Source organism: Streptomyces sp. MMG1121, from assembly GCF_001280015.1.
In the GTDB taxonomy this organism is placed as follows: domain Bacteria; phylum Actinomycetota; class Actinomycetes; order Streptomycetales; family Streptomycetaceae; genus Streptomyces.
In genome coordinates this window covers 1-18,571 of the sequence record NZ_LGDV01000013.1, presented here as the reverse complement: position 1 = coordinate 18,571, position 18,571 = coordinate 1, and the positions used below count along the sequence as shown (strand labels likewise).

General features: G+C 73.3%; 16 protein-coding genes. 5 read left to right on the top strand and 11 right to left on the bottom strand.

The window, feature by feature from the left end; translation table 11 throughout:
• The first annotated feature begins 502 nt into the window (after window positions 1–502).
• The 3 genes from ADK64_RS03205 to ADK64_RS03195 all read left to right on the top strand — a co-directional run bounded on the left by ADK64_RS03205 (window position 503) and on the right by ADK64_RS03195 (window position 5,468).
• The gene (locus ADK64_RS03205) at window positions 503–2,305 is read left to right on the top strand and encodes a glycoside hydrolase family 15 protein (RefSeq protein ID WP_053654616.1); all 1,803 of its coding nucleotides are present in this window, start codon (window positions 503–505) and stop codon (window positions 2,303–2,305) included.
• Between the two features lie 65 nt (window positions 2,306–2,370).
• Window positions 2,371–3,753: an FAD-binding oxidoreductase gene (locus ADK64_RS03200; protein WP_053654615.1), complete on the top strand. Its 1,383-nt coding sequence runs from the start codon at window positions 2,371–2,373 to the stop codon at window positions 3,751–3,753.
• A 68-nt stretch (window positions 3,754–3,821) separates the two neighbouring features.
• Window positions 3,822–5,468, top strand: a complete 1,647-nt coding sequence (locus ADK64_RS03195; RefSeq protein WP_053654614.1) for a PucR family transcriptional regulator — start codon at window positions 3,822–3,824, stop codon at window positions 5,466–5,468.
• On the opposite strand, the gene ADK64_RS03190 is transcribed toward ADK64_RS03195, so the two are convergent.
• From ADK64_RS03190 to ADK64_RS03165, 6 genes are all read right to left on the bottom strand, one after another.
• On the bottom strand, window positions 5,465–6,601 hold the full coding sequence (locus ADK64_RS03190) for a glycosyltransferase family 4 protein (RefSeq protein WP_053654613.1): 1,137 nt from the start codon (window positions 6,599–6,601) through the stop codon (window positions 5,465–5,467). The two genes, ADK64_RS03195 and ADK64_RS03190, sit on opposite strands and share 4 nt — an antisense overlap.
• A 292-nt stretch (window positions 6,602–6,893) precedes the next feature.
• Entirely contained in the window at window positions 6,894–7,646 is a 753-nt protein-coding gene (locus tag ADK64_RS45770) for a hypothetical protein (protein ID WP_053654612.1), read from the bottom strand.
• Window positions 7,643–9,385 carry a DNA repair protein RecN gene (recN, locus tag ADK64_RS03180; RefSeq protein ID WP_199829471.1) on the bottom strand — a complete coding sequence of 581 codons (1,743 nt, stop codon included), beginning with the start codon at window positions 9,383–9,385 and terminating at the stop codon, window positions 7,643–7,645. The genes ADK64_RS45770 and recN overlap by 4 nt, the downstream gene beginning before the upstream one ends.
• Before the next feature lie 39 nt (window positions 9,386–9,424).
• Window positions 9,425–10,342 carry an NAD kinase gene (locus tag ADK64_RS03175; protein ID WP_053654610.1) on the bottom strand — a complete coding sequence of 306 codons (918 nt, stop codon included), beginning with the start codon at window positions 10,340–10,342 and terminating at the stop codon, window positions 9,425–9,427.
• Entirely contained in the window at window positions 10,339–11,154 is an 816-nt protein-coding gene (locus tag ADK64_RS03170; protein ID WP_053654609.1) for a TlyA family RNA methyltransferase, read from the bottom strand. Before ADK64_RS03170 ends, ADK64_RS03175 begins: the two co-directional genes overlap by 4 nt.
• Before the next feature lie 57 nt (window positions 11,155–11,211).
• The gene (locus ADK64_RS03165; RefSeq protein ID WP_053654608.1) at window positions 11,212–11,490 is read right to left on the bottom strand and encodes a hypothetical protein; all 279 of its coding nucleotides are present in this window, start codon (window positions 11,488–11,490) and stop codon (window positions 11,212–11,214) included.
• Window positions 11,491–11,532: 42 nt separating this feature from the next.
• Between ADK64_RS03165 and ADK64_RS03160 the strand changes: the two genes are divergently transcribed.
• Window positions 11,533–11,880, top strand: coding sequence for a sterol-binding protein (locus ADK64_RS03160; RefSeq protein ID WP_053654607.1), 348 nt, complete (start codon window positions 11,533–11,535; stop codon window positions 11,878–11,880).
• Here ADK64_RS03160 and ADK64_RS03155 read toward each other — a convergent pair.
• From ADK64_RS03155 to ADK64_RS03140, 4 genes are read right to left on the bottom strand one after another with little or no spacing between them, the layout of a single operon-like run.
• Window positions 11,864–12,733 carry an ABC transporter ATP-binding protein gene (locus tag ADK64_RS03155; protein ID WP_199829470.1) on the bottom strand — a complete coding sequence of 290 codons (870 nt, stop codon included), beginning with the start codon at window positions 12,731–12,733 and terminating at the stop codon, window positions 11,864–11,866. The two genes, ADK64_RS03160 and ADK64_RS03155, sit on opposite strands and share 17 nt — an antisense overlap.
• Complete coding sequence (locus tag ADK64_RS03150; protein ID WP_107092914.1) at window positions 12,730–13,761, bottom strand: FecCD family ABC transporter permease; 1,032 nt, start codon at window positions 13,759–13,761, stop codon at window positions 12,730–12,732. Before ADK64_RS03150 ends, ADK64_RS03155 begins: the two co-directional genes overlap by 4 nt.
• 11 nt (window positions 13,762–13,772) lie before the next feature.
• The gene (locus tag ADK64_RS03145) at window positions 13,773–14,816 is read right to left on the bottom strand and encodes a FecCD family ABC transporter permease (RefSeq protein ID WP_053654604.1); all 1,044 of its coding nucleotides are present in this window, start codon (window positions 14,814–14,816) and stop codon (window positions 13,773–13,775) included.
• A 52-nt stretch (window positions 14,817–14,868) separates the two neighbouring features.
• Complete coding sequence (locus ADK64_RS03140) at window positions 14,869–15,897, bottom strand: HAD hydrolase-like protein (RefSeq protein WP_053654603.1); 1,029 nt, start codon at window positions 15,895–15,897, stop codon at window positions 14,869–14,871.
• Window positions 15,898–15,970: 73 nt separating this feature from the next.
• Between ADK64_RS03140 and ADK64_RS03135 the strand changes: the two genes are divergently transcribed.
• Window positions 15,971–17,254 carry a DUF1015 domain-containing protein gene (locus ADK64_RS03135; RefSeq protein WP_053654602.1) on the top strand — a complete coding sequence of 428 codons (1,284 nt, stop codon included), beginning with the start codon at window positions 15,971–15,973 and terminating at the stop codon, window positions 17,252–17,254.
• A 63-nt stretch (window positions 17,255–17,317) separates the two neighbouring features.
• Here the strand turns inward: ADK64_RS03135 and ADK64_RS03130 are convergent, their stop codons facing one another.
• Entirely contained in the window at window positions 17,318–18,094 is a 777-nt protein-coding gene (locus ADK64_RS03130; protein WP_053654781.1) for a tetratricopeptide repeat protein, read from the bottom strand.
• Window positions 18,095–18,571: the final 477 nt, after the last annotated feature.

The following is an 18,571-nucleotide window of genomic DNA, read 5'->3' as shown; positions in this document are numbered from 1 at the left end:
CTTTCGAGCGGGGTCGCCGTAGCTGCGGTTCGGGGGCTTCAGGCCCACCGGTCCACGGGCTACCAGGGTATCAGCGCGTGGACGCGATGGCGGACGGCCACGCTCCGCACTCGCCCGGGCACACGGCGGCCCGTCACCCAGGCCACCACAGAACGTCCCGCCACACCTTTCACCACAGATACGCGCCGGTCACATCGTCATCACCCGCTGCTCACCCGTTCGGCCCACACGGGTTGCCCGGAGCGGCACGCAGATCATCTAGGTGCGTCGTATCCTGCTCGGACATTCGCTGCCGAGCCCGGCCGGAACGACGGCACACCCCCGCCTGCACCCCCCGGAACAACGAGAGCGCGGCAGTTCGTTGAGCATGGACTGTCGTTTTGCCTCAGGGCTTGGCCGGCTGGTTCGCTACACCGCTCAACGACGCACAACACGACCCCTTGACCGCATCAGCGACAGCCCCCTGCGTGGGGGTGACGTGGCCGTTCGACTGGAGTTGCACGTGGCCGGGCGCATCGAAGACTACGCACTCATCGGAGACATGCAGACCGCCGCGCTGGTCTGCCGGGACGGCACAGTCGACTGGCTGTGCCTGCCCCGCTTCGACTCGCATGCCATCTTCGCCGGCCTGCTGGGCACCGAGGAACACGGCTTCTGGCGGCTCGGCCCGGCGCACGCGGCCGACGCGAAGCCGCCGACGGCCGCGCGGCGCGGTTACCGGGGCGACTCGCTGGTGCTGGAGTCGGAGTGGGACACTCCGCGCGGCACGGTCCGCGTGACCGACTTCATGCCTCCGCGTGACGGCGCGCCGCAGCTGATCCGGATCGTGGAGGGCGTCACCGGCCGGGTGCCGATGCGCTCCGCGCTCCGGATGCGGTTCTCCTACGGCCGGGTCGTGCCCTGGGTGCACAAGCACGAGGGACGCACGGTGGCCGTCGCCGGTCCCGACTCGGTGTGGTTCGACACGGAGGCCGAGACCTACGGCAAGTCGTTGACGACGTACTCCGACTTCACGGTGGGCCCGGGTGACCGGATCGCGTTCACCATCTCGTGGCAGCCCTCGCACAAGGAGCCGCCGCCGCTGCCGGAGCCGGAGGCCTCGCTGGAGGCGACGGAGGAGTTCTGGCACGACTGGGTGGAGCACTGTACGTACCACGGGCCGTACCGCGAAGCGGTGGTCCGCTCGCTGATCACCCTCAAGGCGCTGACGTACGCCCCCACGGGTGGCATCGTCGCCGCGCCGACGACCTCCCTGCCGGAGGACATCGGCGGTGTGCGCAACTGGGACTACCGCTACACCTGGCTGCGCGACGCCGCGATCACCCTGTCGTCCCTGCTGCGCACCGGCTACCGCGAGGAGGCCCGCGCCTGGCGCGAGTGGCTGCTGCGCGCGGTCGCGGGCGATCCGGAGAGCCTGCAGATCATGTACGGCATCGCCGGTGAGCGCGAGCTGGGCGAGGCCGAGCTGGACTGGCTGCCGGGCTACGAGAACTCCGCCCCGGTCCGGGTCGGCAACGGCGCCGCGCACCAGCTCCAGCTGGACGTGTACGGCGAGGTCATCGAGGCCCTGCACCTGGCGCACATGACGGGCCTGGCCCGCAACGACTACGCGTCCCTGCTCCAGCTGAAGCTCATCCGCTACCTCGAGGACCACTGGCAGGAGCCGGACGAGGGCATCTGGGAGGTGCGCGGGCCGCGCCGGCACTTCGTGCATTCCAAGGTGATGGCCTGGGTCGCGGTGGACCGCACCATCAAGCTGATCGAGTCCGGCGACGCGGACGGTCCGCTGGAGCGCTGGAAGGAACTGCGCGACGACATCCACCGGGACGTGTGCGAGAAGGGCTACGACAAGGAGCGCAACACCTTCACCCAGTCCTACGGCTCCCAGGAGCTGGACGCCTCGCTGCTGCTCATCCCGCAGATGGGCTTCCTGCCGCCGGACGACAAGCGGGTGATCGGCACGATCGAGGCGATCCAGCGCGAGCTGTCGACCACGGACGGGTTCATCCTGCGCTACCCGACGGAGGGCGACAGCGAGGGCGTCGACGGCCTGCCGGGCGACGAGGGCGCCTTCCTGGCCTGCTCCTTCTGGATGGCGGACGACCTGGCGATGATCGGCCGCGTGGACGAGGCCCGCAAGCTGTTCGAGAAGCTCCTCGATCTGCGCAACGACCTCGGCCTGCTCGCCGAGGAGTGGGACCCGCGCCTGCAACGCCAGGTCGGCAACTTCCCGCAGGCCTTCAGCCACGTTCCGCTGATCGACACGGCGCTGCGGCTGACGGCTTCGGGGGCGTACGGGGGCTGAGCGGGAACGGCGGGCCGCGCGCGCCTACGCTGGGAGGGTCACCCCTTGCAGGGAAGGGAGCGGCCATGGCTTTCCCTTCGAAGGCGCGGACGGCCCTGGCCGCCCTGCGCGAGGACCTCGTCGGCGATGTGTTCGCCCCGGGGGACCCGGGCTACGACGAGGCCCGTGCGGTCTTCAACGCGATGATCGACCGGCGTCCGGCGGTGATCGCGCAGTGCGCTGACGCGGCCGATGCCGTCCGGGCCGTGCGCTTCGCGCGGGAGCTGGATCTGCCGGTCGCGGTGCGCGGCGGCGGGCACAGCGTGGCCGGCTCGGCCGTCGGCGACGGCGCGCTGGTGGTGGACCTGCGCCGGATGCACCGGGTCACGGTCGACCCGGCGGCGGAGGCGGTCCGGATCGAGGGCGGGGCCACGATGAGCCACCTGGACCGGGCGACCCAGCCGTACGCCCTCGCGACGACCGGCGGACGGGCCTCGACCACGGGGGTCGGCGGGTTCGTCCTCGGCGGCGGCACCGGCTGGCTGGACCGCGTCTTCGGTCTCGCCGTCGACAACCTCCTCGGCGTCGAGCTGGTGACCGCCGACGGCGAGCGGGTGCACGCCAACGACGACGAGAACCCCGAGCTGTTCTGGGCGCTGCACGGCGGGGGCGGCAACTTCGGCGTCGCCACCGCGCTCACCCTGGAGCTGCACGAACTGCCGGAGTTCTGCATCGCGCTGCTGCTGTGTCTGCCGCGGTTCGGCCCGCAACTGGTCCGCATCTTCCGCGAGGTCCTCCGCGCCGCCCCCGACGAGGCGAGCGGCGGCGTGCTGTACGCCGTCGGTCCGCCGGCGGACTTCGTACCGCCGGAGCTGGTGGGCAGGCTGCTGTGCGTGGTGCTGCTGACGTACGCGGGCGGCGAGGAGGGCCTGCGCAAGCTCGCCGAGCCGTTCCTGGCGCAGCCGCACGAGGCACAGGTCGTGGGGGCCGTGCCGTACGCCGATGTGCAGTGCATGCTCGACAGCCCGGCCGGCCTGCGGAACTACTGGTCCGCGGAGCACCTGAGCGCCCTGCCGGACGAGGCCGTGGACGTCTTCTGCGCCCGTGGAGACGGCGTGCCGGTACCGTCCGGCACCCTGCATGTGCTGTTCCCGCAGGGCGGGGCGGTCGCGGCCGGTCCGCACGCGTACCCGGTGCCGTACCGGGACGCGCCCTGGGTGGTGCACCCGTTCGGCATCTGGGCGGACCCGGCCGACGACGAGCGGTGCATCGCCTGGGTACGGGACGTGCGCACCGCCGTACGGCCCTGGAGCACGGGAGACGTCTATCTGAACTTCATCGGTGACGAGGGCCCCGAACGGGTCCGGGCCGGCCTCGGCGCCGGGAACACGCTGCGCCTGGAGAAGGTCAAACGGCGCTGGGATCCCGACAACGTCTTCCGCTTCAACCACAACATCAGGCCGGTGTAGCCCGGAGATGTCCGCGCAGATGTCCGCGGAGATGTTCTCAGGGCGTTCGCGCAGGTAGCGTCCGCTGCATGGACAGCCGTACGGACCACCGATTCGACACCCAGGGCGCCGGGATCACCGTGCAGCGGGCCCTCGAGCTGCCCGGACTGCGCAGCGGACTGCCGGAGATCCTGGCGGGTGCCGACCGGCTGGGGCGTACGGTGCGCTGGGTACACGCCGGCGAGGTGCCGAACATCGCCTCACTGCTCAAGGGCGGCGAACTGCTCCTCACCACGGGCTACGGCCTCGGCACCCGCCCGGCCGAGCAGCGGGCGTTCGTACGCACCCTCGCCGAGCGCGGGATCGCCGCCCTGGTGGTGGAGCTGGGCCCGCGGTTCTCCCGGCTGCCCGCAGCCCTGGTGGACACCGCCCGCACCGCGGGACTGCCGCTGGTCCAGCTGCACCGCGAGGTGCCGTTCGTGACGGTGACCGAGGAGGTCCACACCGAGATCGTCAACGGCCACTACGCGCTGCTCCAGCGCGCGGAGGAGGTGCACCGCCGATGCACCGAGGCGTTGCTGGGGGGCGGCGGGGTGCCGCAGGTGCTGGGCATCCTGGCCGACTTCGGCGGCAACCCGGTGTTCCTGGAGACCGCCGACGGCCGCCTGCTGTACGCCGCCGGGGCCGGGCCCGAGGGCGCGGATCCGCTCCAGGTGTGGGAGGGGCTGCGCGGCCCGCACAAGGAGGCGCCGCCGCCCGCCGGTTCGGTGCTCGTGGACGTGCCCGGCGGCGGCCCGGGCACGGCGGGTTCCGTCCGCGCGCGTCTCGTCCTGCTGCCGGTGCGCTCGCCGCTGGCCCCCGTGCACCGGATCGCCGCCGAGCGGGCCGCGGGCATTCTGGCCGTGGTGCTGATGCAGGCCCGGCAGGAGGAGGAACTCGCGGCGCGCGGGCGCGGTGACTTCCTCACCGATCTCGCCGAGGGCCGTATCTCGGCTCAGGACGCCCCGGCGCAGGCCCGGGTCCTCGGCTTCAAGCCCGGCGAGAGCCCGCTGCTTCCCGTGGTGATGCGGATCGGCGACTCGCTGTCGCACGGCGGGGGCTGGGCGGTGCTGGCCCGCGCGGTCTCCGAGGAGCTGGCCGCGGTGGGGGTGCCGGTGCTGCTGGGCGTACGGCCGGTGGAGGGCCGGGTGCTGGTACTGCTCGGGCTGCGCGCGGAGTCGGAGCGCGCGGCGGTCGCGGACCGGGTGGCGGCGGCCCTGCGGGCGGGGGTGGAGCGGGCCGGGATGCGTCGGCCGGGCTCACCGCCGCCGGTCGTGGTCGTCGGCGTGGCGGGCGGCTGGGCGGCCGCGTCGGCCGGGCTGCGGCACGCGGCGGAGACGGCGACGGCCGCGCAGGGCCTGACCGACCGGCCCTGGTACGACGCCCGCCGCCTCGACATCGACCTGCTGCTGTGGCGGCTGCGCGACCACCCGGACCTCGCCGCGTTCGTGGACCGGGCGATCGGGCCGCTGCGCGAGCACGACCGCCGCTCCAAGCCTCCGCTGCTCCCGACCCTGGAGACCTATCTGGCGCACGCGGGCCGCAAGGCGGAGACGGCCCGTGAGCTGCACCTGAACCGCCAGACCCTCTACAACCGCCTCGCCCGTATCGGTGAGTTGCTGGGCACCGACCTCGACGACCCGCAGACGGTGCTGGCGTTGAGCCTGGCCCTGCGCGCCCGTCGGCACGTGCCCTAGGCGAGGGGCCGGGGCTGCGTCAACTCGTCGTACACGCTGAGCACTTGGGCGACCGTCTCGTCCTCGGACGGCCAGCCGGCGGCCTGCCGAACGCCCGCCTCGCCCAGCTCCCGCCGGCGCTCCGGATCCCCGAGGAGACGTACGACGGTGTCCGCGAGCGCCTCCGGATCGCCGTACGGAACGAGTGCGGCCGCGTCGCCGACGAGGTCGGGGATGCCGCCGACCCGGGTCGCGACGAGCGGCACGCGCGCGTGCAACGCCTCCTGGGCGAGGACCGAGCGCGACTCCCAACTGCTCGTCAGCAGCGCCAGATCGGCGGCGACGAGCAGCTCGGGCACGTCCTCGCGGCGCCCGATGAGCCGCACCGGCAGCTCCTCGTCCTCGATCCGTCGCGCCAGCTGCGGGCGCAGCGGCCCCTCCCCTGCGATCACGACCAGCGGGACGGCGTCCAGGTCCCGCCAGACGCGGGCGGCGTCGAGCAGGACGTCGTAGCCGCGGTGCCGGTCGAGGGAGCCGACCGCGATGAGCAACGGCCGTCCGGTGGCGCCGAGTTCGGCCCGGATCTTGGCCCGCAGCCGGTCGGGGTCGTCCTGGTCGACGGGGGTGCGCTGTCCCGGCAGGCCGACGGCGGCCAGCCGGGCGTCGCGTGCCCCGGTCCGCCGCGCCCGGTCCACCAGGTCGGAGCTGGTGCCGAGGACCACGGCCGCCGTGCGCACCACACGCCGCTCCAGCAGCCGCAGCAGCTGGGCCCGCGGGCCCTCCGCCCGGGCCCGGTCGTGCCAGGTGACCACCAGCGGGGTGCGCCGGCCGCTGAGCGCGAGCACGGCCCGGAAGGAGGCGTGCAGCCCGTGCGCGTGGACCAGGTCGGCACCCGCGCAGGCCGCCCGGAGCGCGGCCACCGAGACGGGGTCACTGCTGCGCGGCACGTGCACGTGCTCGGCCCCGACACCGGTGAAGTCGTAGGCGCGATCGGCCTCGACGGGGGCGCACACCGTGACCCGCACGCCCCGTGCCACGAGCCCCTCGGCCAGGGAGCGCACGTGCGTGCTGCTGCCGGCGTTGCCTCCGCCCAGCACCTGCACGGTGCGCAGCGGCGACTGGCCGTGCGGCGCGTTGCTGCTCAGGGGGCTCACGAGGCCGGGGCTCCTGGTTCGACGTGGGCGGTCACGAGGCAACGTACAGAAGGTAGCGGGCGCACGGGGGCGGAAGGACGTACCCCGCGCGCCTCCCCCGCGGACCGATCCGGGCCGCCGCTCGCCCGCGTTCCCCGTCAAGCATGCCAGCACGTGCGGCCGTTACGGGCAACCCGGCCGGGCGCACTGTGCGGCGGGCCGGGGCAATGCGCCGGAGCACGTCACCCACACGGGTGAGTCAAACCCCGTCGCGACCGCACCGTGTTCGACCGCGTCCGCCAAGGTCAGACTGTCACAGCGAGCGCGCCCACGCGGTCACCCGGTCCCCGTACGCGGCGACGGCCACGACCGCGACGGCGTGCGCGAGCAACCCCGCGCGCCGGTTGCCCGCCACGATGGCCGCCCCCAGCGCGGCACCGAGGGCGTGCGCTCCCGTGTCCCCGATCATGACGCGTTCGCCGAGATCCTCCCTCAGCACGACCGCGGCGCCGCCGGTCGCGACCGCGGCCAGCTCACCGCCCGGCCCCGCGCGCAGCAGCCCCGGCGCCCCGAGCGCCAGCACCGCGCCGAGCGCCCGCCCCGGCCGTACGTCGACCAGGTTGACGAAGTGCGCGGTCCCCGCGATCACGATCCCGGCGAGCAGTTTGTCCAGTGGCCGCTGCTTCAGCAGCGCGCCCGCGACGAGCCCGGCCGCGGAGATCCCGGACAACTTGACGGCGCCGCTGGTGACTTCGCCGTCGCGCAGCGCGCCGAGATGCGCCCGGAAGCCGCGCCGGGTGTCCCCGGAGAGGTGGCCGGCGACGTCGTCGTACGCCCCGCAGGCCCCGGCCGCCAGTACGGCGAGCCCGGCGCCGGGGTGGACCCGGGTGGCGGCGACGGCCGTACCGAGCGCCGCTGCGGGACCGGCGTACCACTCGACCGTGCGGCCGGCATAGTTCTTCCGCTCCCACCACGCGGACTTCCCGGGCCGGCCGGCGCGCAGGAGCACGAAGCCGGCCCGGGTGACGGCGGCGGCGAGCGCGAAGGAGCCCGCCCGGCCCCTCATCCGTCCGCCCGGGCCGTCGCCAGCAGTTCCTCGGCGTGCGCGCGGGCCGTCTCGGAGTCCTCCTGTCCGGCCAGCATCCGCGACAGCTCCCGGATCCGCTCCTCGCCCTCCAGCACCTTCACACCGGACCGGGTGACGGACCCGTCGTTGGTCTTCTCGACCAGCAACTGCCGGTCGGCGAAGGCGGCGACCTGGGGCAGGTGGGTGACCACGACGACCTGCGCGGTCCGGGCGAGCTTCGCCAGGCGCCGCCCGATCTCGACCGCGGCCTTGCCGCCGACACCGGCGTCGACCTCGTCGAAGAGGTACGTCGGCACGGGGTCGGTGCCCGCGAAGACGACCTCCACGGCGAGCATCACGCGGGACAGCTCACCGCCGGAGGCGCCCTTGGCGATGGGCCGCGGCGGGGCACCGGGGTGCGGGGCGAGCAGCAGCTCGACCTCGTCCACACCCGCCGGCCCGTACGCCACCGCACGCCCGCCCACCTCGACCCCCTCCGGATCCTCGGTCTGACGGATGTCGAAGGACACGCGCGCGTGGGGCATCGCCAGCGAGGCCAGCTCGGCGGTCACGGCGGCGGCGAAGCGCTCCGCGGCCTCCGTCCGCGCGTCCGTCAACGCCTGTGCGAGAGCGCCCAGTTCGCCGCGGAGCGCGTCCCGCTCGGCGGTCAGCTCCCCGGTCCGCTCGTCGTCGCCGTCCAGCTCGGTCAGCCGCGCGGCACTCTGCTCGGCCCAGGCGAGCACGGAGGCGACGTCGTCGCCGTACTTGCGCGTGAGGGCGCCCAGAGCCGCCCTGCGCTCCTCCACGGCCGCGAGCCGCAGCGGATCGGCGTCGAGATCGTCCGCGTAGCCCGCCAGCTCACCGGCGACGTCGCCGAGCAGGATGCCGATCTCCCCGATCCGCTCGGCGAGGGAGGCGAGCGCCGGGTCATGGGACCTGACGGCCTCCAGTGCCCGATGGGCGCCCGCGACGAGGGTCGTGGCATCCATGCCCTCGGGGTCCTCGGGATTGCCCGCGAGAGCGGCGTGCGCGGCCGTCGCGGCGGACGACAGCGCCTCGGCGTGCCCCAGCCGCTCGGCCTCCTCGGCCAGCTCGGCGTCCTCCCCGGCCCGCGGCTCGACGGCGGCGATCTCATCGAGCCCGTACCGCAGCATGTCGGCTTCCTGCGCCCGCTCACGCGCGCGCGTGACGATCTCGTCCAGCTCGACGGAGACGGCCCGCAGCCGCCGGTAGGCCTCGGCGTACTTGGCCAGCGGTACGGCGACGGCGTCACCCGCGTACCGGTCCAGCGCCTGGCGCTGCCGGGACAGCTTCAGCAGCCCCTGCTGGTCGGTCTGCCCGTGCACGGCCACCAGGTCGTCGGCCAGCTCGGCGAGCAGCCCCACGGGCACACTGCGTCCGCCGACGTGCGCCCGCGACCGCCCCTCGGCGGAAACGGTACGGCTGATCAGCAGCGCCCCGTCGTCGAGCTCGGCACCGGCCTCCTCGGCGCGAACGACGACCGAGGCGCCCGCGGGGACGGTGATCCGCCCCTCCACGACCGCTTTCCCCGCCCCGATCCGCACGAGCGCCGGATCCGCCCGCCCACCGAGCAGCAGCCCCAGGCTGGTGACCACCATGGTCTTGCCCGCACCCGTCTCACCGGTGACGGCGGTGAACCCAGGCGAAAGCTCGACGACGGCATCGTCGATGACCCCGAGCGACCGTATCCGCATCTCCTCCAACACGGAACAGACCATACGAGGTCTGGGGCGGGGAGTGCACACAGGCCGCCCGTCTCACTCCGTCGAGTGGTGCGGCGCCCCCCGCCACCCCGTGGTCGGCAACGCGAACTTGGCCACAAGCCGGTCGGTGAACGACGAGTGGTGCAGCCGGGCCAACCGCACCGGCACAGCCCCCCGGCGCACCTCCACCCGCGCCCCCGGCGGCAACTCCACCGTCCGGCGCCCGTCACACCACAGCACCCCCGGAGGGATGTGCGGCAGGACCTCCACGGCGAGCACGGAGTCCGGCGAGGTCACCAGCGGCTTGGCAAACAGCGCGTGCGCGCTGATCGGCACCATCAGCAGCGCCTCCACCTCGGGCCACACCACGGGCCCGCCGGCGGAGAAGGCGTACGCGGTGGACCCGGTCGGGGTCGACAGCACGACACCGTCGCACCCGAACCCCGTCACCGGCCGCCCGTCGATCTCCAGCACGACTTCCAGCAGCTTCTCGGCGCCGGCCTTCTGCACGGCCGCCTCGTTCAGCGCCCAGTCGGTGTGCACGATGTCCCCGTTGCGGTGCACCACGACGTCGACGGTCATCCGCTCCTCGACCTCGTACGACCGCGCCACCACCCGGTCGACCACCCGATCGAGGTCGTCCCGCTCGGCCTCCGCGAGGAACCCCACCCGTCCGAGGTTGACGCCGAGCATCGGCACCCCGGACGCCCGGGCGAACTCGGCGCCCCTCAGCAGTGTCCCGTCGCCGCCGAGGACGATCAGCAGCTCGCACCCGTCGAGGCAGTCCGGCGTCGCCTCCTTGACGAGCCCCACCGCCTCGGGCAACGGCAGGTCGCGCGCCTCCTCCTCGAGCACCCGCACCCCGATGCCATGCCGGAGCAGCCCCTTGACGACGAGTTCCGCACTGCGGATCGCCGCGGGCCGCCCGGTGTGGGCGAGCAGGAAGACAGTACGCGCCAGGTTCTGTGTCAAAGCGGCCCCTCCGCCACTGCACGGTCGACATCGGCCGGGTCCACCTGGGGTGCGCCCGCCCGCAGCCAGAGAAAGTACTCGACGTTCCCCGAGGGCCCGGGCAGCGGACTCGCGGTGACACCCTGCACCCCGAGCCCCAGCTCCCAGGCCTTCTCGGCCACTCCCCGCACGGCCTCCGCCCGCAGTTGCGGACTCCGTACGACACCCCCGCTGCCGAGCCGCTCCTTCCCCACCTCGAACTGCGGCTTGACCATCATCACCAGGTCGGCGTCCGGCTTCACGCACCGCTTGAGGGCCGGCAGCACCAGCCCGAGCGGGATGAAGGACAGATCGCCCACGACAAGATCCACAGGATCCCCGTCGATCACGTCGAGCGTCAACTCCCGTACGTTCGTACGGTCCTTGACGGTCACGCGTTCATCGCTCTGGAGAGACCAGGCGAGCTGTCCGTATCCGACGTCCACGGCGACGACGTGGGCGGCGCCCGCGCGCAGCAGGACATCGGTGAAGCCGCCGGTGGACGCGCCGGCGTCCAGCGCGCGCCGGTCCTCGACCACGAGTCCCCGGGGGACGAAGACCTCCAGCGCGCCGGCGAGCTTGTGGCCGCCCCGGGAGACGTACTCGGGGTCGCTGTCGTCGCTCTGGACGACGATCGCCGCGGCGGTCTCGACCTGCGTGGCCGGCTTGGTCGCCACGGTCTTGCCGACGGTGACCCGCCCGGCGGCGATCAGCTGGCTGGCGTGCTCACGCGAGCGCGCGAGCTTCCGGCGGACCAGCTCCGCGTCCAGACGACGGCGTACGACTCCTGCCACGTTCGGTTCAGCTCCTGCTTTCGTTACGGCCATTCAAAAGGTGCGACCCGAAGGGTCTCATTGGGGGGCGGCGGTCGGGTGACGGGTGGGAGCCGGAGATCCCGGGCGTGCGTCGAGCGCGGTGAGCGCGTCGCGCAGCCCCCGGTGTACATCCTCGTACACCTCGACGTGTCCGTCGGTGGCGAGGTGGTCGGTGTCCGCCAGCCGGTCGAGCTGGTCGTCGACCTCGGCGTTGCCGGTGGGGGTGCGCGGGACGTTCAGGGGGGCCGGGGCGGCGGGGTCGTACTCGGGCTCTGCCACGGTGACGATCTCGGCCTCGGACACGGACTCGCTCATGCCCAGACGCTACCTCGAACCGCTGGGGTACCGTCGTGGGCGATGGCCACGATCGAGGAGTGCCGCGCCGCACTGGGAAAGCTTTCGGACAACATGCAGGGCGCCGAGGGCGACGTCGGGGCGGCCGCCGCCCTGGACCGCTCGGTGAGCTGTCACATCACCGACCTGGACGTCACCTTCGAGGGACGGATGACCGGCGGCCGGATCGAGGTCGACGACACCCACCCGGGACCGCCGCGCGAGAGGGCGCAGATCAGGCTCGCCATGGCCGGCGACGACCTGGTGGCCCTCGTTGGCGGCGAGCTGAACTTCGCGACCGCCTGGGGCAAGGGCCGGGTGCGGCTGGAGGCGAGCCTGCTGGACCTGTTCCGGCTCAGGAAGCTGCTGTGACCTTCTGCCCCGTCCCCGTGTGCTCCGCCCGTGCCTTGCGCGCGGCCGGCACCACCAGCGGGGTCCCGGTCTCGGGGTCGTCGATGATCTGGCAGCGCAGCCCGAACACCTCCTCGACCAGCTCGGCCGTGACGATGTCGTTCGGGGCGCCCTCGGCGATGACCTCGCCGCCGCGCAGGGCGACCAGGTGGGTGGCGTAGCGGGCCGCGTGGTTGAGGTCGTGCAGGACGGCGACGAGGGTGCGGCCCTGGGTCTCGTGCAGCTCGGCGCACAGGTCGAGGACGTCGATCTGGTGCTGGATGTCGAGGTAGGTGGTCGGCTCGTCCAGGAGCAGCAGCGGGGTCTGCTGGGCCAGCGCCATGGCGATCCACACGCGCTGACGCTGTCCGCCGGACAGCTCGTCCACGTACCGGTCGGCCAGCTCGGCGACCCCCGTCTGCCGCATGGACTCCTGGACGACCCGCTCGTCCTCCGTCGACCACTGGCGCAGCAGGCCCTGGTGCGGGTAGCGGCCGCGGCCGACCAGGTCGGCGACGGTGATGCCGTCGGGCGCGATGGACGACTGCGGCAGCAGGCCGAGGGTCCGGGCGACCTTCTTCGCGGGCATGGACTGGATGACCTGCCCGTCGAGCAGCACCCGGCCCCGGCTGGGCTTGAGCATCCGCGACAGCGCCCGCAGCAGTGTCGACTTGCCGCACGCGTTCGGGCCGACGATCACGGTGAAGGAGTTGTCGGGGATCTCCACCGACAGCTGCTCGGCGATGACGCGCTGGTCGTAGGCGAGGGTGACGTTCTCGGCGGACAGGCGGTTCACGGTGCTCCTCTTGCTGACTGACTCGGGGGTGGCGCTCATATCCGGCCCGCCCTGCGCTCGGTGACCAGCAGCCACAGCAGATAGCCGCCGCCGAGGACGCCGGTGACCACGCCGACGGGGAGCTGGTCGGCGCCGAAGGCGCGCTGCGAGGCCCAGTCGGCGGCGACCAGCAGGGCGGCGCCCATGCAGAGCGAGGGCACCAGGTTGGGGCCCGGCGAGCGGGTCAGGCGGCGGGCGAGCTGCGGTGCGGTGAGCGCGACGAAGGCGACGGGTCCGGCGGCGGCCGTGGCGGCGGCGGTGAGCAGCACGGCGCAGACCATCAGCACCAGCCGGACACGCTGTACGCGCACTCCGAGGGCGTTCGCGACGTCGTCGCCCATCTCCATCATCCGAAGGCCGCGCGCGTGGGCGAGAACCAGCGGGACGAGGACGGCGCACAGGGCGAGCAGCGGCCAGACCTGGTCCCAGTCACGCCCGTTGAGCGAACCGGTCATCCACACGACCGCGCGGGCCGCGTCGACCATGTCGGCCTTGGTGAGCAGATAGCCGTTGACCGCGGTAGCGATCGCGGAGACACCGATACCGACCAGGACCAGCCGGTATCCGTGCACGCCCTGCTTCCAGGCGAGCAGATAGATGGCGAGTCCGGTCACCAGGCCGCCGATCAGCGCGCCGAAGGTGACCTGGGTGGAGGTGCCGGACATCAGCACGATGACGATCAGCGCGCCGGCCGTGGAGCCCTGCGAGAGGCCCAGCACGTCCGGGCTGCCGAGCGGGTTGCGGGAGACGGACTGGAACAGGGCACCGCCGAGCCCGAGCGAGGCGCCGACCAGCAGGCCGACCAGGACGCGTGGCAGCCGCAGCTCGTTGACGATGAAGTCCTGGTACGCGGTGCCGTTCCCGGCGAGGGTCCTGAGCACGTCGGACGCGGGGATCTTCGCGTCGCCGGTGCCGATCAGCGCGATGCCCGCGGCACCGGCGGCGACCAGCAGCAGGGCGACGACGATCAGGGCTCGCAGGTCCAGGCGCAGAGAGAGCCCGCCCGGGGTGCGCACCGCCCGGTTCATGGTTCGGGTCTTCACAGCTGGGCCGTCCTCCGCCGTCGTACGAGAAAGATGAAGACCGGGCCGCCGATGATCGCGGTGACGATGCCGACCTGGAGTTCCGAGGGGCGGGCCACGACGCGGCCGAGGATGTCGGCGCCGACCAGCAGCACGGGCGACAGGACCGTGGCGTACGGCAGGATCCAGCGCAGGTCGGGGCCGGTGAAGGAGCGCACGACGTGCGGCACCATCAGCCCGACGAAGACGATCGGGCCGCAGGCGGCGGTCGCGGCACCACACAGCATGGTGGCGGCCAGCATGGCCAGGGCGCGGGTACGGCCCAGGTTGGCGCCGAGAGCGCGGGCGGTGTCGTCGCCCATCGCCACCGCGTTCAGCGGCCGGGCCAGCCCGAGCGCGAGGAGCATGCCGACCGCGAGGAACGGCAGCACCTGCATGATGGTCGAGTGGGTGGCCGAGGCCAGTGAACCCACCGTCCAGAAGCGCATCTTGCCCAGCGCCGCATCATCCATGATCATCACGGCCTGGATGTAGCCGTACAGGGCCGCGCTGATGGCCGTGCCGGCGAGCGCGAGCCGCACGGGGGTGGCGCCCCGGCTGCCGCCGAGGAACCACACCAGCGCGCCGACCACCGCCGCCCCGAGGAAGGCGAACCACACATAGCCGGTGAGGCTGGTGACGCCGAAATAGGCCGTGGCCGTGACAACGGCGGCCGACGCGCCCGCGTTGATGCCGAGCAGCCCGGGATCGGCCAGCGGGTTGCGGGTGAGCGCCTGGAGCACGGCACCGGACAGCCCGAGCGCGGCACCGGCCAGCAGACCGAGACAGGTGCGCGCGACCCGCTCGTCCACGACGACGTCGCCGTATGTGCCCGTGTCGTGGAACAGGCCGTGCCAGACCTGGTCCGGCGACAGCGCTTTCGCCCCGATCGCGATACTCGCCATGGCGACGAGCAGCAGGATCGCGACAGAGAGCAGGAGCCCAAGGGCCCGTACCGCCTGGCGAGTTGGGGGCGCGGGAGCGGGCACCGCGCGCTGTTCCGGGGGACTGTCGACCAACACGAGGTTAGGTTAGCCTACCCTCGCTCCTGATCTCGATCCCCCGGGGTTCTCGTCACAGGCCGAGACGCGCCAGTGCCTTGCCTCCGTCCAGCTCGCAGGAGCCCTCCCCGGCCGCCGTCCAGGCCGCCGCGCACAGGGCCCGCAGTCCGTCCAGCGCCTCGCCGTCGCCCTCCAGCTCCAGCCGGTCCGCTCCGGCCGTCGCCGTGAACCCGCCACAGCGGAAACCCTCACCCGCCGCGGTGATCTCCGGTTGTCCGGTGAGCAGTCCGCGCAGATCGGCGTCCACGTACGTCGGCCGGTGCTGCGGCGGCGCGGCCAGCAGCTGGACGCCGTCGGTCACGCCGGTCAGCACCAGCAGCGAGTCGACCTCGCCGTTGAACGCGCCCTCGATGTCCGTGTCCAGCCGGTCCCCGACCACCAGCGGACGCCGCGCGCCCGTGCGGATGATCGTCTCCTTGTGCATCGGCGGCAGCGGCTTTCCCGCCACCTGCGGCACGGCACCCGTCGCGATCCGGACGACCTCCACGGCCGCCCCGTTGCCCGGCGCGATGCCCCGCCCGCTCGGGATCGTCAGATCCGTGTTGGACGCGAACCACGGCACGCCACGCCGGACGGCGTACGACGCCTCGGCGAACCGCCCCCAGGTCAGCTCGGGCCCGCCGAAGCCCTGCGCCACCGCCGCCGGGTCGTCGTCCGCCGACTCCACCGGCGTCAGCCCCCGCTCGCGCAGCGCCACCCGCAGCCCTTCGCCGCCGATCACCAGCACCCGCGCCCCGGCCGGCACCTGTTCGCTGATCAGCCGCGCCACGGCCTGCGCGGAGGTGATGACGTCCTCGGCCCCCGTCGGTATGCCCAGCTCCGTCAGATGCTCCGCCACGGCGTCCGGGGTCCGCAGCGCGTTGTTCGTGACGTACGCCAGATGCATCCCGCCCGCACGCGCCACATCCAGCGAGTCGACCGCGTGCGCGATCGCGTGCCCGCCCGCGTACACCACCCCGTCCAGATCGAGCAGCGCCGTGTCGTACGCCTCGCTCAGGGGCTGCCCACTGCCCTCGGGCCTCGTCCTGACCGTCTGGCTCATTCCACATCGCTCCTCGTTCGAAGGCCTTTCCCCCGATCATCCCGCACACCACTGACACACGTACGATGCCGGGATGAACACTGCAGGTCACTCGGAAGCAACGGCGCGCCGAGGCCTGGAACTCAACCCGTTCCGAGGCCTTCGTTACGACCCCGACCGGGTCGGCAGCCTCGCCTCCGTCACCTCCCCTCCCTACGACGTCGTCGTACGGCCCGACGGGGTTCATCATCTCCAGTCCGCCGACCCGCACAACATCGTCCGGCTGATCCTGCCCCAGGCCGGAACCCCGAGCGCCGGCACCGAACAGGCGGCCGACACCCTGCGCCGCTGGCTCGCCGAGGGCATCCTCGTCGCGGACCCGGAACCCGGCCTGTACGTCTACGAGCAGCGGGACGGAGACGGCATGCTCCAGCGCGGCGTCATCGGCGCGCTGCGGATCTCGGAACCGGCGGACGGCGTGGTGCTGCCGCACGAGGACGTCATGCCGCCCGTGGTCGCCGACCGCGCGGCCCTGATGCGCGCCACGCGCGCGAACCTGGAACCGCTGTTGCTGACCTACCGCGGCAACGGCACGACCGCCGAGGTGATCGAGCGCACCGCGGAGAAGCCCCCGCTGCTGTCCACGACCACCGAGGACGGCTTCCACCACCGTCTGTGGTCGGTCACCGACCCGGCCGACCTGGCCCGCGTCCAGGCGGATCTCTCCCACCACCAGGCCCTGATCGCCGACGGCCACCACCGCTGGGCCACCTACCGGCTGCTCCGCGCGGAACAGCCCTCCCCCGGCCCCTGGGACCACGGCCTGGTCCTCCTGGTGGACACCGCCCGCTATCCGCTGCGCGTCCGCGCCATCCACCGCCTGCTGCACGGGCTGCCGGTGGCGGACGCGGTGGCCGCCGTGCAGGGCCTGTTCCGGGTACGGCGCCTCGACGCACCGCTGGCCGAGGCCCTGGAGGTGCTCGCGGACGCGACCTGCACGGGCAACGCCTTCCTGCTGGCCGGCGACGGCGCCTTCCACCTGCTCGACCGGCCGGACCCGGCCCTGCTGGCCCGCACGATCCCGGCCGACCGCCCGGCCGCCTGGCGCTCCCTGGACGCCACGGTCCTGCACGCCACGCTCCTCGAGCACGTCTGGCACATCCCCGAGGACTCACCGGCCCACATCGCCTACATCCACGACACGGCCGCGACGGTCGCCAAGGCGGAACACGACGGCGGTACGGCCGTCCTGATGCACCCCGTCCGCGAGGAGGTCGTACGCGACCTGGCCCGCCAGGGCGTGACGATGCCCCGCAAGTCGACGTCGTTCGGCCCCAAGCCGGCGTCGGGGCTGGTGCTCCGGGCGCTGGAGATCTGAACCAGCGGCACCGAGAAGAGGGCAGGCCCCATCAGGAGCCTGCCCTCTTCTCGGTGACGGACGTCAGTCCTTGTCGCCGTCCTCCTCGGACGCCTTCACGGACTCGCTGTCGCTCTGGTTCTCGCCTTCGCCGTCGCTCTCTCCGTCGCCGGCGCTGGCGCTGTCACCCTCGGCCTCGCCCTCGCCCTCGGCCTCGGCCTCGGCCTCGACGAGTGCGTCGACGAACTCCACGCCGTCCAGCTCGGCGAGCCGGTCCGAGGCGTCCGTGCTGCTGTCCCGGTCGGCCTCGACGGCCTTGGCGAACCACTCCCGCGCCTCGCCTTCCCGGCCGGCGGCCAGCAGGGCGTCGGCGTACGCGTAGCGCAGGCGGGCGGTCCAGGGCTGAACCGAGTTGGAGGCCAGCTCGGGGCTCTGCAGGGTCACGATGGCCGCGTCCAGCTGGTCCATGTCACGCCGGGCACCGGCGGCGACGAGCCGCATCTCGACCTGACCGGCCTTGTCCAGCTTGTGCACCTCCGGGGCGCCGGCCATGTCCAGCGCCTTCTCCGGCCGCCCGAGCCCACGCTCGCAGTCGGCCATCACCGGCCACAGTTCCGCACTGCCGGTCATCCGGCGCGCGGCCCGGAACTCGGCGAGGGCCTCGCTGTACTTCTGGTTGGCGTACGCGGCGAACCCGGCGGCCTCGCGCACGGCGGCCACGCGGGACGCCAGACGCAGGGCCACCCTGGAGTAGCCGTAGGCGCCCTCGGGGTCCTCGTCGATGAGCCGGGCGACCATCACCAGGTTCCTGGCGACGTCCTCCGCGAGCGTCTTGGGCAGGCTCAGCAGCTCCTGCCGCACGTCCTGGTCGATCTCGTCACCGGTGACGTCCTCCGGGATCGGCAGCCGCTTGATCGGCTCACGGTCCCGGTCGCGGTCGCGCTCGTCGCGGAAGCGGCCACCGCCACGGCTGTCGTCCCGACCGCCGTAGCCGCCTCGGTCGTCACGCCGGTCGTCGCGACGGAAGCCACCGGGCCGACCACCGCGGTCGTCCCGCCGGGGCCCACGGCTGCCACCACGGTCGTCACGACCCCGGAACCCACCGCGATCCCCACGGCTGTCGTCCCGCCGGAAACCGCCACGGTCCTCACCGCGCCGGTCGTCCCGTCGGTCATCGCGGCGGTCATCGCGGCGGCCGTACCCGCCACGGTCGTCGTTGCGACGGAAGGCCGGGCGGTCACCACCGCGGTCGTCGTCGCGGCGGAAGGCCGGGCGGTCACCGCCACGGTCGTCGCGCCGGAATCCGCGGTCGTCGCGGCGGTCGTCACGACGCGGCCC